The 14,531-nt window shown below is 71.0% G+C and carries 13 protein-coding genes; 11 read left to right on the top strand and 2 right to left on the bottom strand.

Features of this window, described 5'->3' with window-relative positions; translation table 11 throughout:
• The first annotated feature begins 126 nt into the window (after positions 1 to 126).
• From rpsB to QL987_RS07195, 9 genes are all read left to right on the top strand, one after another.
• Entirely contained in the window at positions 127 to 1,053 is a 927-nt protein-coding gene (rpsB, locus tag QL987_RS07235) for a 30S ribosomal protein S2 (RefSeq protein ID WP_221852369.1), read from the top strand.
• 90 nt (positions 1,054 to 1,143) lie between these two features.
• A complete protein-coding gene (gene tsf, locus QL987_RS07230; protein WP_111075578.1) occupies positions 1,144 to 1,971 on the top strand; it encodes a translation elongation factor Ts in 828 nt (275 codons plus the stop codon).
• A gap of 105 nt (positions 1,972 to 2,076) precedes the next feature.
• Positions 2,077 to 2,796 carry a UMP kinase gene (pyrH, locus tag QL987_RS07225; RefSeq protein ID WP_111075577.1) on the top strand — a complete coding sequence of 240 codons (720 nt, stop codon included), beginning with the start codon at positions 2,077 to 2,079 and terminating at the stop codon, positions 2,794 to 2,796.
• A 54-nt stretch (positions 2,797 to 2,850) separates the two neighbouring features.
• Complete coding sequence (gene frr, locus QL987_RS07220; RefSeq protein ID WP_111043857.1) at positions 2,851 to 3,405, top strand: ribosome recycling factor; 555 nt, start codon at positions 2,851 to 2,853, stop codon at positions 3,403 to 3,405.
• Between the two features lie 50 nt (positions 3,406 to 3,455).
• Entirely contained in the window at positions 3,456 to 4,397 is a 942-nt protein-coding gene (locus QL987_RS07215) for a phosphatidate cytidylyltransferase (RefSeq protein WP_253463416.1), read from the top strand.
• Positions 4,398 to 4,500: 103 nt separating this feature from the next.
• Positions 4,501 to 5,049 (top strand): DivIVA domain-containing protein, encoded by a 549-nt coding sequence (locus QL987_RS07210; protein WP_290156948.1) that lies wholly within the window; start codon positions 4,501 to 4,503, stop codon positions 5,047 to 5,049.
• A 233-nt stretch (positions 5,050 to 5,282) separates the two neighbouring features.
• The gene (locus tag QL987_RS07205; protein ID WP_258376751.1) at positions 5,283 to 6,128 is read left to right on the top strand and encodes a lytic transglycosylase domain-containing protein; all 846 of its coding nucleotides are present in this window, start codon (positions 5,283 to 5,285) and stop codon (positions 6,126 to 6,128) included.
• Between the two features lie 12 nt (positions 6,129 to 6,140).
• Complete coding sequence (locus QL987_RS07200; RefSeq protein ID WP_290156946.1) at positions 6,141 to 6,446, top strand: hypothetical protein; 306 nt, start codon at positions 6,141 to 6,143, stop codon at positions 6,444 to 6,446.
• Entirely contained in the window at positions 6,443 to 7,213 is a 771-nt protein-coding gene (locus tag QL987_RS07195; RefSeq protein WP_290156945.1) for an alpha/beta family hydrolase, read from the top strand. Before QL987_RS07200 ends, QL987_RS07195 begins: the two co-directional genes overlap by 4 nt.
• Before the next feature lie 62 nt (positions 7,214 to 7,275).
• On the opposite strand, the gene QL987_RS07190 is transcribed toward QL987_RS07195, so the two are convergent.
• A complete protein-coding gene (locus QL987_RS07190; protein ID WP_290156944.1) occupies positions 7,276 to 9,117 on the bottom strand; it encodes a hypothetical protein in 1,842 nt (613 codons plus the stop codon).
• A 183-nt stretch (positions 9,118 to 9,300) separates the two neighbouring features.
• Between QL987_RS07190 and QL987_RS07185 the strand changes: the two genes are divergently transcribed.
• A complete protein-coding gene (locus QL987_RS07185; protein WP_221850123.1) occupies positions 9,301 to 11,043 on the top strand; it encodes a hypothetical protein in 1,743 nt (580 codons plus the stop codon).
• The gene (locus QL987_RS07180) at positions 11,040 to 12,062 is read left to right on the top strand and encodes a tetratricopeptide repeat protein (protein WP_290156941.1); all 1,023 of its coding nucleotides are present in this window, start codon (positions 11,040 to 11,042) and stop codon (positions 12,060 to 12,062) included. The genes QL987_RS07185 and QL987_RS07180 overlap by 4 nt, the downstream gene beginning before the upstream one ends.
• An 87-nt stretch (positions 12,063 to 12,149) precedes the next feature.
• Here the strand turns inward: QL987_RS07180 and glgB are convergent, their stop codons facing one another.
• A complete protein-coding gene (glgB, locus tag QL987_RS07175; protein ID WP_290156975.1) occupies positions 12,150 to 14,273 on the bottom strand; it encodes a 1,4-alpha-glucan branching protein GlgB in 2,124 nt (707 codons plus the stop codon).
• Positions 14,274 to 14,531 lie beyond the last annotated feature (258 nt).

Raw genomic sequence — 14,531 nt, 5'->3', positions numbered from 1 at the left:
CCCGCTCTCGCGAGCGGGCGGCTGTGTGTCAGGGCACCAGGGACCACGACCTCCGGTCGTGGTCGACACAACCGCACCAGGTGCACGGCCATGCCGTGCGCCGAGAACACAGAAGGAGGACGGCACATGGCCGTCGTCACCATCCGCCAGCTGCTCGACAGCGGCGTCCACTTCGGACACCAGACCCGTCGGTGGAACCCGAAGGTGAAGCGCTTCATCCTCGCCGAGCGCTCGGGCATCCACATCATCGACCTGCAGCAGTCGCTGGCCTTCATCGACCGCGCGTACGACTTCGTCAAGGAGACGGTCGCGCACGGTGGCACGATCCTCTTCGTGGGCACCAAGAAGCAGGCGCAGGGCTCCATCGCCGAGCAGGCGACCCGCGTCGGCCAGCCGTACGTCAACCAGCGTTGGCTCGGCGGTCTGCTCACGAACTTCCAGACGGTCTCCAAGCGCCTCGCGCGCATGAAGGAGCTCGAGGAGATCGACTTCGACGACACGACGAAGGGCTTCACCAAGAAGGAGCTCCTCATCAAGAAGCGCGAGCTGGACAAGCTCCACAAGACCCTCGGTGGTATCCGCAACCTCACGCGGACCCCGAGCGCGCTCTGGATCGTCGACACCAAGAAGGAGCACCTCGCCGTCGACGAGGCGCAGAAGCTCGGGATCCCGATCATCGGCATCCTCGACACCAACTGCGACCCGGACGAGATCACGTACCCGATCCCGGGCAACGACGACGCGATCCGCTCCGTCGGCCTCCTGACGCGCATCGTCGCCGACGCCGCGGCCGAGGGCCTGAAGACCCGCCACAACGGCGGCAACGACGACGAGGCCACCGAGCCGCTCGCCGAGTGGGAGCAGGAGCTCCTCGGTGGCGACAGCGCGACCCCGGCCGCCGACGCCGCTCCGGAGGGCGCGACCGTCCAGGAGAACGACGCCGACGCGCAGGTCGCCGCGAAGGAGATCGGCGAGCCGATCGCCGACGCCGACAAGAACGCCGAGCCGACCGCCGAGGCCGAGAAGGCCGCGGAGACCACTCCCGCCGAGTGATCACCAGGGGCGCCGGACCGGCATCGGTCCGGCGCCCCTGCCTCGCTCCCCACTCTCCACACACGCACAGTCCAGAAAGGACGCCTGTCAATGGCAAACTTCACCGCACAGGACGTGAAGAAGCTCCGCGAGGACCTCGGGGCCGGCATGATGGACGCGAAGAACGCGCTCGTCGAGGCTGACGGCGACTACGACAAGGCCGTCGAGCTGCTCCGCATCAAGGGCGCGAAGGCCGTCGCCAAGCGCGACGACCGCGCGACCTCCGAGGGTGTCGTCGTCGCCACCGCCGACAACGGCGCCGCGACCGTCGTCGAGCTCGCCAGCGAGACCGACTTCGTCGCCAAGAACGAGAAGTTCACGACCCTGGCCGACAAGGTGCTCGGTGCGGTCGCCGCAGCCGGTGCCACCGACGTCGCCTCCGCGAACGCCGCGCCGCTCGACGGCAAGACGGTGCTCGAGGTCATCAACGAGAACGCCGCCGCACTCGGCGAGAAGCTCGAGGTCCGCACGGTCCGCCGTGTCGAGGGCTCGGCCTTCGAGATCTACCTGCACAAGACCAGCCAGGACCTGCCGCCGCAGATCGCCGTCGTCGTCGCCTACCAGGGTGACAACGCCGCCGAGGCTCGTTCGATCGCGCAGCACGTCGCGTTCGCGAACCCGTCGTACCTGACGCGCGACGAGGTCCCGACCGAGGCCATCGAGAAGGAGCGTGCGACCGTCGAGGCGATCACGCGCGAAGAGGGCAAGCCGGAGGCTGCGCTCCCGAAGATCGTCGAGGGCCGCGTGAACGCCTTCATCAAGGGCATCTCGCTCCTCGACCAGGACTACGCGAAGGACAACAAGATCTCCGTCGCGAAGGCCGCCGAGAACGCCGGCATCACGATCCAGGGCTTCGCCCGCGTCAAGGTCGGCGCGTAACGAACCCATGACGGGGCCAGGAACCAACCGGTTCCTGGCCCCGTTGTCGTGCGCCCCCGCGCACCGAGTACATTTCCACGAGACCACGACGAAGGGTGCCCCGACATGACCGACGAGAAGACCGGACGCCGACGAGTCCTGCTGAAGCTCTCGGGAGAGGCGTTCGGCGCCGGTTCCCTGGGCGTCAACCCGGACGTCATCGGCACCATCGCCAAGCAGATCGCCGCAGCCGCCCACGAGGTCGAGGTCGCGATCGTCGTCGGCGGTGGCAACTTCTTCCGCGGCGCCGAGCTCTCGCAGCGCGGCATGGACCGCGGACGCGCCGACTACATGGGCATGCTCGGGACGGTCATGAACGCGCTCGCGCTCCAGGACTTCCTCGAGCAGGCCGGTGCCGCCACCCGTGTGCAGTCGGCGATCAGCATGACCCAGGTCGCCGAGCCGTACATCCCGCGGCGTGCCGAGCGCCACCTCGAGAAGGGCCGCGTCGTCATCTTCGGTGCGGGTGCCGGCCTGCCGTACTTCTCGACGGACACCGTCGCGGCGCAGCGGGCGCTCGAGATCGGTGCCGACGAGGTGCTCGTCGCCAAGAACGGCGTCGACGGCGTCTACTCCGCGGACCCGAAGAAGGACCCGACCGCCGAGAAGCTGCACCACGTGACCTACCAGGACGCACTGCTCAAGGGCCTCAAGGTCGTCGACGCCACCGCGTTCTCGCTCTGCATGGACAACGGCATGCCGATGCACGTCTTCGGCATGGAGGGCGAGGGCAACGTCCGCGCCGCCATCCAGGGTGAGCGCATCGGCACCGTGGTCAGCAACTGACCGGCGCCTCGTCGCCGACTGACTAGACTCGACCCGTACCGAAGGAGAACCACCGTGATCAGTGACGTCATGACCGATGCGACCGAGAAGATGGCCAAGGCCGTCGACGTGGCGAAGGACGACTTCGGCACCGTGCGCACCGGCCGCATCAACGCCGCCCTCTTCCAGAAGATCCCGGTCGAGTACTACGGTTCGCCGACCCCCCTCGCGCAGCTCGCGTCCCTGCAGACGCCGGAAGCCCGCACGCTGATCGTGACGCCGTACGACAAGACGGCGCTCAAGGAGATCGAGCGGGCCATCGCGACCTTCCCGAACCTCGGGGCCAGCCCGACGAACGACGGCGAGATCGTCCGCGTGACGATCCCCGAGCTGTCGGCCGAGCGCCGCAAGGAGTTCGTGAAGATCGTCAAGAGCAAGGGCGAAGACCACAAGGTGGTCCTGCGCAACATCCGCCGCAAGGCGAAGGACGACCTCGACGCGCTGAAGGGCGAGGTGTCCGACGACGACATCGCCCGCAGCGACAAGGAGCTCGACGCGCTCACCAAGAAGCACGTCGACCAGATCGACGAGGCGCTGAAGAAGAAGGAAGCCGAACTCCTCGAGGTCTGATGCGCCGTCCCGACCAGGGCGACGACCGCCCCACATCTGATGACCGCCGCATGTCGGGGTTCCGACAGGACTTCGATGCGCGGGCGAGGGCGGCCCGGAACGACTTCGAGGCGCAGATCCGGCAGCGCCGAGCAGAGTTCGGTGCCCGGAACGAAGCACTGACCGCACGGACGGGTCGCAACCTGCCGGCGGCCATCGCGATCGCCCTGGCGTTCGCGGTGGTCATGCTCGGCTCGCTGCTGCTGTACACGCCGTCGTTCATGATCGTGGCGGCGTTCCTGCTCGGGCTCGGCGTGTACGAGCTCGCGAGTGCGATGCGCTTCGCCGGCCGGGACGTCCCCCGGATCCCGAGTGTCGCGGTCGCGATCGCCACGGTGCCGGCCGCGTTCCTCGGTGGACAGATCTGGGCGCTGTTCACGTTGCTCGGCGGCGTCGTGTTCATCTCGCTCTGGCGCCTGGTCGAGGTCGCCGTGTCGCGCACGAAGCCACCGGCCTCGAGCGTGGCGCGTGACCTGACGAACGGGCTGTTCGTCCAGGCCTACGTGACCCTCCTCGGCGCCTGCGTGGTGCTCCTGTCAGCACAGCCGCAGGGGCAGCTGTGGGTCGTCGGGTTCATCCTGGTGGTCGTCGCAGTCGACACCGGGGCCTACGCCACCGGGATCAACCTCGGCAAGCACCCGATGGCACCGAAGATCAGCCCGAAGAAGACCTGGGAGGGCTTCGGGGGGTCGGTCGGCGCGAGCATCATCGTCGGCGTCCTCGTCACCTGGCTGATGCTCGGTCTGCCCTGGTGGACCGGGATCATCCTCGGCGTGCTGATCTCCGGGTCGGCGACGCTCGGGGACCTCACCGAGTCGATGATCAAGCGCGACCTCGGCATCAAGGACATCTCGTCGTTCCTGCCCGGGCACGGCGGACTGCTCGACCGCATCGACAGCATCCTGCCGTCGGCCGCGATCGCCTACCTGATGTACCTCGTCGTCAACCACTGAGCTCGTTCGGCCGGTCGGGCCGGTGTGACCAGGCGCCGGGCACTCAGGTGCCGAGTCCGCGCGTCCAGGTGGCGCACTGGTCGGAGCCTGGCACAATGGCGCCGTGCCATCGACGTTCCCGACTGCCCCCCGCTCGGTCCTCGGCTACGACTCCGACGAGGTCGATCGATTCCTCGAGGACGCTCGTCGCGCCTACACCGCGAACGACAGCGCCCCGGGGATCGAGGCCGCGAAGATCCGCGCGACCGCGTTCTCGATGAAGAAGGGCGGCTACTCCACGGTGCACGTGGACGCCGCGCTCGAGCGTCTCGAGGACGCCTTCGCCGCCCGGGAGCGCGAGCGCGAGATCGCCGACGTCGGACAGAAGGCCTGGTACGCGGAGGCCCGTGGCAAGGCCTCGGACGTCGTCGCGCGTCTCGGTCGTCCGGACGCCCAGCGGTTCCAGCGCGTCAGCTTCCTGACGACCGGGTACCACCCGAAAGACGTCGACGCGTTCTCCCGTCGACTGCACGGGTACTTCAAGGACGGCAAGCCGCTCAGCCTCACCGAGGTGCGCTCGGCGGTGTTCCGCCCGAAGCACGGCGGGTACCGCGAAGCGCAGGTGGACGCCCTGCTCGACGCCGTCATCGAGGTCATGCTCGCCGTCCGCTGAGGACCCGTACCGGGGTCGACCCGGGCCTCCCGTCCGGACGGACCGGACTCACCTGCCCCAGGTGCTTCGCTTTCCGTGATCGTTCCGTTATCCTGGTCAGACTCATGGGCAGGCACACGGCAGACCAGCGATCCGACCGCGCAACCCGCGCACTGGACGATCACCAGATCGTCAGTGAGCGCCGCGCGGCGAAGAACCGAACCGACACGGCGGAGACCACGGTCGTCCGTCCGGTGACTGCACCGCAGGCGGAGCAGCACGCTGCTCCCGTCATCGCGCCGGTGTCCGTCGCCGCGAACCGGGTCTCGGACGCCGCGGTGGCCCGCGCTGCGGTCGCGCCGACGTCGGAGTCGCCGCGTGTCGTCCGCGTCGCCCGCACCCGTGCGCTCGCTCCGGTCAAGCCGACGACCCCGCGGTCGTTCGGGGGCTTCGTGCGGCAGCGCTCGACCATCCCCGTCCTCTCGTTCTTCGCCGTTTCGGCGTTCGTCGGCGGGTCGCTCTTCAACCCGATGCAGACGGACGCCGCTTCGGCAGCGCCCGTCCTGGCCCCGGCGCCGATCTCGGTGCCGCAGCAGTTCTCGGCCCACGGCACCTACGGCGACTTCGACGCAGCCCGCGACGGCTTCGACGTCACGAAGCCGGCACCGAAGCCCACGCCGACGCCGACCCCCACAGCGACGCCGGACGCCGACGCGACCGACACGGATGCAGCCGCGACGTCCACCGCCGCCCAGCAGCCCGTCGCGAGCACGCCGGTCGCGCCCGTCGCGACGCCGGACCCGGGCAGCGCCCAGGCCATCGGCCAGCAGATGGTCGCCGCCCGCGGCTGGGGCAACGACCAGTACAGCTGCCTCGTCTCCCTGTGGAACAAGGAGTCCGGCTGGCGGGTCAACGCCTACAACCCGAGCGGTGCCTACGGCATCCCGCAGTCGCTGCCGGGCAGCAAGATGGCGTCCGCCGGTGCCGACTGGCAGACCAACCCCGCCACGCAGATCACCTGGGGCCTCAACTACATCACGGGTGTCTACGGCACCCCGTGCGGCGCCTGGGCCCACAGCGTCTCGTACAACTGGTACTGATCGGCGTCCGGGGTGCCGCGGAGCAACCGGCCGCGGAACCCACGCGGCCGAGGCCATGACGTCGAACCGGAGGACTCCGGTTTCGACCGCGTGCTCAACGGCTGGCGCCGCAGCGAACACCGGCGTGGTCGTGAGTGGTCGGTGCAGCCGATCTCCGCTGCGTCGGCGCAGAAGGAGTACGTCTGCCCCGGCTGCGGTCTGACGATCGAACCCGGCGTCGCCCACGTCGTGGTCTGGCGTGCCGACGGCGTCCTCGGCGACGCCGCCGACCTGGCGGCACGCCGTCACTGGCACCACCACTGCTGGAGCATCGCGTGACGTCCGAGCCGACCTCCGGCGGGGACAGCGCCGAGATCCGGTCGGGCAGCGTGCTCCCCGCTCGTCGGACCGACATCGAGCTGGTCACCGACGACCACCTGACGCTCGTGGGGGAGCTCGCCGAGCCGCTCGACCGGGTCGCGCGGGGGACCGTCGTGGCGTTGCACCCGCTGCCGACGGCGCAGGGCTTCATGGACTCGCACGTCCTCAAGAAGGCCGCGGCTCGTCTGCCCGCCCTGGCCGACATCGCGGTGCTGCGCTTCAACTTCCGGTCGGTGACCTCACCCCGGGGGACTTCCGAGGGTTTCTTCGGTGACGGGGTGTCCGAGGGGTTCGACCTCCGGGCCGCCGTGCAGGACGTCGTCGACCGGGGGCTCCCCACGCCGTGGCTGGTCGGGTGGTCCTTCGGGACGGAGGTCGTCCTGAAACACGCCCTCGAGCACGTCGAGGCCGGACACGTGGCCGGCGTGGTGCTCCTGTCGCCGCCACTGCACCGGACGTCGGACGAAGAGCTCGCCCGCTGGGCCGCGGTCGACGTGCCGGTCGTCGCCCTCGTCCCCGAGCACGACGACTTCCTGCAGCCCGACCAGGCAGCGCGACGGTTCGCCATCGCGCCGACGGTCCGGGTCGTCCCCGTCGCCGGGGCGAAGCACCTCTGGGTGGGGGAGAAGTACGTGCGCATCGTGCTCGACACGATCGTCGACCTCGTCGTGCCGGGCAGTGCGCCGCTGCCGACGCACTGGCCCGCGGCGGACCAGCGACCGTAGCGGCAGCCGGCAGCCACCCGGTCCGGAGACGGGGTGGGTGCCCTCAGCGGCCTGGCGTCCCCTCAGCGGACGGTCGCGTCCGGTTCGTCGGCGTCCACGGGGTCGCCCGGCGCCGGTGCCTGCTGGTCGATGACGCCCGCCGCGTGGCTGAGGACACCCCGGAGGTTCTCCAGGTACCCCGCGACGGCCTCCCGCTCGGTCCGGATGGCCCCGAGTCGGTCCTCGGCGTCGGCGAGCAGTTCCGCGGTGCGGTCCTCGGCGTCCGCGACGAGCCGGTGCGCACGTTCCTGTGCGTCACGCACCAGGTCGGCGGCGTGCTCCTGGGCGGCCGTCTCCTGTTCGCGTGCCAGGTCGGCGGCTTCCCGCTCGAGGCGGTCTGCGGTCTCGCGGGCGGTGGTGGCGCGGCGCGTGGCCTCGGCGAGCTGCAGGTTCGCCTCGTCCAGGTACTTCTGGGTCTCGGTGACCGTGGCTCGGTGCCGGTCGAGGTACTCCTGCTCGGCGTCGTCGCGACGCGCGGCGAGTTCGGTCTCGAGAGCGGCACGTGCGTCGTCCCGTTCGCGGGCGATCTCGGCGCGGACCTCGTCGCGCTCCTGGGTGAGACCGGCGCGCGCGGTGTCGATCTCCTGGCGGAGAGCCGTGCGCTCGGCGAACAGGTCGTCGAGTTCGGCGGTGCGACGGTCGGCGATCTCGGTGTCGACCTCGGCGTGCTCGCGCTCCCGGCGTGCGGCGAGTTCGTTCTCGTGTTCGCGGGCGGCGCGCTCGGCCTCGGCAGCGGCGGTCTCCCGCTCGCGCTCGATGCGGGCGGCGTGCTCGGCGGTCTCGCGCTCGATGCGGTCGGTGGTCTCCTGCACGCGCCGGGCGTTCTCGGCCGCGGTCTGCTCCGTGTCGACGCGGAGCTGGGCACGGGCTGCGGCGATCTCCTGCTCGAGGTCGGTACGGGCGACGGCGAGCTCACGGTCCCACTCGGCGCGGGCGGCGGCGAGTTCCTCGTCGAGGGCACTGCGGCGGTCGTCGATCTCGGCGGCCAGTTCGGCACGACGCTGCTCGACCTCGGCCGCGAGTTCGGCGCGGCCGGTCTCGAGTTCGAGTTCGAGAGCGCGGCGGGCTTCACCGTGCTCGCGCTCCCACGCGGTACGGGCCTCGGCCAGCGTGCGGTCGAGCTGCTCGCGACGGGTGCTCTCCTCGCGGTCGAGGTCCTCCAGGCGGCGTGCCTGGTCGGCCTCGAACACGCTGCGACGGTGCTCGGTCTCGCGGTCGAGGTCGGCGGCGGCGCGACGGGCGTCGGCGGACTCCCGCTGGGCGACCTCGCGCAGCTCGGCGACCTCGTGCTGGACCTCGGCGCGGAGGGCGTTGGTCTCGCGGATGGCGACCGAGCGTACCTCGGCGGCCTCGGTGACCGCGGCTCCGCGCACGGCGGCGGCTTCGTTGCGGGCGTCCTGCACGAGGATGCCGGCTTCGGAGCGGGCGCGTTCGACGGTGTCGGCGGACTCGGCGCGGGCCCGGGAGAGCTCGTTGGTCGCACGGGTGCGGGCGTCCTCGAGGGTGACCTGGGCTTCGTCCCGGGCCTCGCGGAGGGTGCGCTCGGCCTCGGTGCGACTGCTGGCCCGGAGACGCTGGGCGTCGATGTCTGCCTGGCTGATCAGGCGCGTGGACTGTTCCTCGGCCACGCGGAGGGTGGACTCGAGTCGCGTGCCGAGGCCGCTGTAGGTCGGCGTGCCGGCCTCGTCCAGCTCGCCCTGCAGGTCCGAGACGCGGGACTGCAGGAGACGGATCTCCTTCGCGGCTTCGGCCCGGTCGGTGTTCGACTTGATCAGCTCGCGGCGGAGGTCGTTCAGAGCCCGTTCGACCTCGTCCTTGCGGTAGCCCCGCAGCTCGGTCCCGAACTCTGCCTCGTCGTTCGCCACGTGTCGCTCCCTGTGGTCGTCCCGGACCACCCCGTGCAGTCCGGACCCCGATTGTAGTGGTGCGTCCGCGACGGCTCCTGAGGCCGACAGTGACCCCGGGGATGCGCCTCCCAGCTGTCCTGGGTACCCTGGGCCGTTGTCCTGCGCCGATCCACCCATCCCGGCGCGGAGGGAGAGAGATCCGTGCGATTCGTCCTGGCGATCGTCAGCTTCGTCATCGGGGTGCTCCTCGTCGGCCTGGGAGTCGGGCAGCGGACCGTGTTCGCGCCACCCACCTCGATCGTCGCGGCGACGAGCGGGTCGAACGCCGCTCCCGTCACCGTGCTGCCCGGCAGCGTGCTCAACGCGAACCCGGGCTACCAGCGCGTCAACGTGTCGGGCACGGGCAAGGTGTTCGCCGCCTACGGCAAGACGTCCGACGTCGACGCCTGGATCGGTGACACCGAGCACACGACCCTCCGCTACGACGCCGAGGACGCCTCCCTGAAGTCCCGCACCACCGGATCCGGCTCCGACCTGCCCGACCCGAAGGGCAGCGACCTCTGGTACCAGGAGTACGACGATGCCCGTCAGTTCACCGTCCGACTGCCCGCCGACGTGTCGCTCGTGGTGATGGGCGACGGCTCGGACGCCGCACCCTCCGACATCTCCGTGACGTGGCCGCGTGACACCGCGACGCCCTCCGTCGGGCCGCTGCTGACGGCCGGTGGGGTCTTCGTGCTCGGTGGCCTGGTCATGCTCGTCTGGGCCTTCCTGCACCAGCGCCGCTCCCGTGGTCCGCGCCGTCGGAGCGGTGGTGGCCGCCCGCCGCGCGTGCGTGCCTCGCGTCGCGCCGCCGCCGCCGGTGCCCAGGTGCCGGCACGGAGCCGTCGCGGTCGTCGCGCCATCATCGCCGTCCCGGTGCTCGTCGCCGGCGCCCTCGTGCTGAGCGGGTGCTCGTCGGAGTACTGGCCGACCGGCAGCGGAGCGGACGCGACCCCGACACCGACCGCCACGGCCACCGGCGCCGCGGTCCCCGACGCCTCGACCGCCGCCACGAAGCAACAGATCGCCCGCATCGTGTCCCGCGTGGCCGAGGTCGCCGAGAAGGCCGACGCCGACAAGGACGCCAGTCTCGCCGCGACCCGCTTCGCCGGACCGGCGCTCGAGATCCGCAAGGCGAACTACACGATCCGCGACAGCGACGCCAAGGCGCAGGCCCTGCCCGCCGTGGCCGCCGACGACGTCTGCGTGGCGCTGCCGCAGCAGACCGACACCTGGCCGCGCACCGTCTTCGCCGTCGTCGCTGCGGACTGCACCGACAAGAAGACGGCCCCGCAGGCGTTGACCCTCGTGCAGCAGGACGCCCGCTCGGACTACAAGGTCGAGTACGCTGTCTCGCTCGAGGCCGATGCCCAGCTGCCGTCGCTCGCGCCGACCTCCGTCGGTGCCGCCCAGCTCGCACCGGACACGAAGCTCCTGGCGCTGGCCCCGAACGCCGTCGCCGCGGCCTACGGCGACATCCTGTCGAAGGACACCGCGAGCGAGTCCGCCGACCTGTTCGACAGCGACGGCGACGACCTGCGCTCGCGGATCGGCAAGTCGTACAAGGACGAGAAGGCGAAGGGGCTGCCGGACACCGCGAAGATCGAGTACTCGTCCGAGGTCCCCGAGGACTCGGCCCTGGCCCTCGCCACGAACACCGCCGGTGCGCTCGTCTCCGTCGACCTCAACGAGATCGAGAAGGTCACCCCGACGGCCGCCGGTGCCGAGGTCAACCCCGAGGGTGCCGTCAAGGCACTGTCCGGCGTCGACTCGAGCACCAAGGGCGTGACCGCCACGTACGGCGTCCAGTTGCTCTTCTCCGTGCCCCCGGTGGGTTCGGACGACAAGATAGAACTCCTCGGGTTCACCCAGGGCCTGATCGCAGCGAGTGAGGTGCAATGACCAACGTCCCCCCGACCCCGTCCAGCCTGCGCGGAGCAGTCGACCTCTCGTCCCTCGTCGACCGGGCCCAGCGTCCGCCGCAGGGTGCCGCCGGCCCCGCGGGGAGCCCCGCCACGCCGGGCAACGCCGGCGCGACGGCCGGTCCGGCAGCCGGTGCCGCGCCCACGGACGGTGTCCTGAGCGTCCCGTCCCTCGTGATGGACGTCACCGACCAGAGCTTCCAGGACATCGTCCAGCTCTCCACCGTCGTCCCGGTCATCGTGGACATCTGGGCTGAGTGGTGCGGTCCGTGCAAGCAGCTGTCGCCGGTCCTCGAGCGGCTGACCGAGGAGTACGCGGGACGCATCGTCCTGGCGAAGGTCGACGCCGACACGAACCCGCAGCTCGTCCAGGCGTTCCAGGCACAGTCGATCCCGACCGTCGCGGCCGTCATCGGCGGCCGTCCGCTCGGGCTGTTCGTCGGTGCCCTGCCCGAGGCCGAGGTCCGCGACGTCTTCGAGCAGGTCCTGCAGGCGGCGGAGCAGAACGGTGTCGCCGGCCGGGTCCAGGTCGACGGAGCCGTCGAGGCCGACGACGCGGAGCAGGGTGAGCCGGAACCGGAGCCCCTGCCGCCGCACCACCAGGCCGCGTACGACGCGATCGAGGCCGGGGACTACGCCACCGCGATCAGCGAGTACCGCACCGCGATCCTGCAGGACCCGCACGACCAGATGGCCGTGGCCGGTCTGGCCCAGGTGTCGTTGCTCGACCGGCTCTCCGGAAAGACCGCGGACGAGATCCGCGCGGCGGCCGGTGCCGGCCCGGCGGACGTCGCGGCCCAGCTCGCCGTCGCCGACCTCGACATCAGTGGCGGGCACGTCGAGGACGCCTTCGGACGCCTCCTCGACCTCGTCCCGACGGTGTTCGGCGACGACCGCGAAGCGCTCCGCGTACGCCTCGTCGAGTACTTCGAGCTGATCGGCGCCGAGGACCCGCGCGTCGTCGCCGCCCGGCGGCGGCTCGCCAACGCGCTCTACTGAGCGCGGGTCGCGCGACGCGACACGGAGCACGACGGGAGGCCCGGTACCAGCTGGTACCGGGCCTCCCGTCCGTCGTGCCCGTGGGTTCTACTCGGCCAGGCGCAGCCAGACGGCGCCCAGCGGGGGCACCACGAGGTTCGCCGAGGCCGGGCGACCGGCCCAGGGGACGTCCTCGGCCTGGACCGAGCCGAGGTTGCCGACACCGGACCCGCCGTACGCCGACGCGTCGGTGTTGAGCACCTCGTTCCAGGTGCCCGCCGTCGGCAGGCCGAAGCGGTGCTCGACGGGGACGCCGGAGAAGTTGACGAAGACCGCCAGCTTCTCGTCGCCCGCCTTGCGGAGGAACCCGAGCGTGGCGTGCGGTGCGTCGCCGCTCTCGAGCCACTCGAAGCCCTCGGCGCTGGAGTCGAACGTCCAGAGCGCCGGGTTCTCCTTGTACACGCGGTTCAGCTCGGCGACCAGGTCCTGCACGCCGCGGTGGCCCGGGTCGTCGAGCAGCCACCAGTCGAGACCGTTGGCCTCGCTCCACTCGGAGGGCTGGGCGAACTCCTGGCCCATGAAGAGCAGCTGCTTGCCGGGGTGTGCCCACATGAAGGCCAGGTAGGCACGCACGTTGGCGAGCTTCTGCCACTCGTCGCCGGGCATCTTGCCGTAGAGCGAGCCCTTGCCGTGCACGACCTCGTCGTGACTGATCGGCAGCGTGAACTGCTCGCTGAACGCGTAGACGAACGAGAACGTGATCTCGTCGTGGTGGTACGAGCGGTACGCCGGGTCACGCTCGACGTACTGCAGCGTGTCGTGCATCCAGCCCATGTTCCACTTCTGGCCGAACCCGAGGCCGCCGGCGCTGGTCGGCTGCGTGACGCCGGGCCACGAGGTCGACTCCTCGGCGATCATCACGATGCCGGGGTAGCGCTTGTACGCGGTGGCGTTCGTCTCCTGCAGGAGCGAGATCGCCTCGAGGTTCTCGCGACCGCCGTGGATGTTCGGCAGCCACTCGGTGCGGGAGTAGTCCAGGTACAGCATCGAGGCCACGGCGTCGACCCGGAGGCCGTCGATGTGGAACTCCTCGAGCCAGTAGAGCGCGTTGGCGACGAGGAAGTTGCGGACCTGCGGCTGCCCGAAGTCGAACACGTAGGTGCCCCAGTCGAGCTGTTCGCCACGGCGGGGGTCCGGGTGCTCGAACAGGGCGTAGCCGTCGAACTTCGCCAGCGCCCACTCGTCCTTCGGGAAGTGCCCGGGGACCCAGTCCATGATCACGCCGATACCGGCTGAGTGCAGCCGGTCGATGAGGTACCGCAGGTCGTCGGGGGAGCCGAAGCGGGCGGTCGGCGAGTAGTACCCGGTGACCTGGTAGCCCCACGAGCCACCGAACGGGTGCTCGGCGAGCGGCAGGAACTGCACGTGGGTGAAGCCGGTGTACTGCAGGTGCCCGATGAGGTCGTCGGCCACCTCGCGGTAGCTCAGTCCCGGACGCCACGAGCCGAGGTGTACCTCGTAAACGCTCATCGGCGCGTCGTGGGTCGTCGCGGTGGCGCGCTCGGCCATCCAGCGGGCGTCGCCCTCCGACCAGGTGTGGTGGGCGCTCGTGATCACGGACGCGGTGAGCGGCGGGACCTCGGTGCGGCGGGCGAACGGGTCGGCCCGCTCCACCCAGCCGCTGTCGGTGAGGATCTGGAACTTGTACCGCTGCCCCTCGAGGGCGCCCGGCCAGAACAGCTCCCACACGCCGAGGTCGTTCAGGCGGCGCATCGCGGTGGTGCGGCCCTCCCAGCCCTCGAAGTCGCCGATCACGCGGACGGCGGTGGCACGCGGCGCCCAGACGGCGAACGCCACACCGTCGACGCCGTCGACCGTCTGCACGTGCGCGCCGAGGTGGTGCCAGAGCTGCTCGTCGCGGCCCTCGCCGAACAGGTGCAGGTCGAGCTCGCCGAGCGTCGGCGGGAACCGGTACGCGTCGTCGGTGGTCCAGGTCTCGTCGTCCTCGTAGTCGGCCTCGACGCGGTACCGGCCGAGCTCGCCGACGGTCGCGCCGGCCCAGACGCCTTCGCCCTCGTGACGGAGTTCGACGTCGTCGCCGTCGGGTCGGACGATGCGGACCGCGGTCGCCAGGTGGCGGACCACACGGACGCTCGTGCCACCGGCGACGGGGTGCGGGCCGAGCACGTCGTGCGGCTCGGACCAGCGGCCCTCCGCGACCTGCTGGCGGATCCACTCGTCGACGGGGCCGGGGACGGGCTCGGCCGTCGCGACGGCGGTGCCGTCAGACGTCGGTGACGCAGACGTCGCGGACGTTTCGGGCGCGTCCTCCGTCCGGGAGGCGCTGGGTGCCTCCGCCTCGTCCGTCGCGTCCGGCGTCGCCGACGTCAGTCCACCGGCGAGCGTGGCCGACTCCGGCACGTCGCGGGAGCGGGACTCGGGCGGGGCGACCGGTGCGCCCGGGAGGTCCTCACCGGGAGCCGAGGTGTT

This window comes from Curtobacterium sp. APC 4022 (assembly GCF_030407555.1).
Taxonomy (GTDB): Bacteria; Actinomycetota; Actinomycetes; order Actinomycetales; family Microbacteriaceae; genus Curtobacterium.
The sequence above is the reverse complement of the archived record's forward strand: the minus strand, read 5'-3'. Positions and strand labels throughout refer to the sequence as shown.

Coding starts and splice junctions, on each gene's coding strand:
- QL987_RS07215 (WP_253463416.1), top strand. CDS start 3,456: ATGTCGGGGTTCCGACAGGACTTCGATGCGCGGGCGAGGGCGGCCCGG.
- tsf (WP_111075578.1), top strand. CDS start 1,144: ATGGCAAACTTCACCGCACAGGACGTGAAGAAGCTCCGCGAGGACCTC.
- rpsB (WP_221852369.1), top strand. CDS start 127: ATGGCCGTCGTCACCATCCGCCAGCTGCTCGACAGCGGCGTCCACTTC.
- pyrH (WP_111075577.1), top strand. CDS start 2,077: ATGACCGACGAGAAGACCGGACGCCGACGAGTCCTGCTGAAGCTCTCG.
- QL987_RS07180 (WP_290156941.1), top strand. CDS start 11,040: ATGACCAACGTCCCCCCGACCCCGTCCAGCCTGCGCGGAGCAGTCGAC.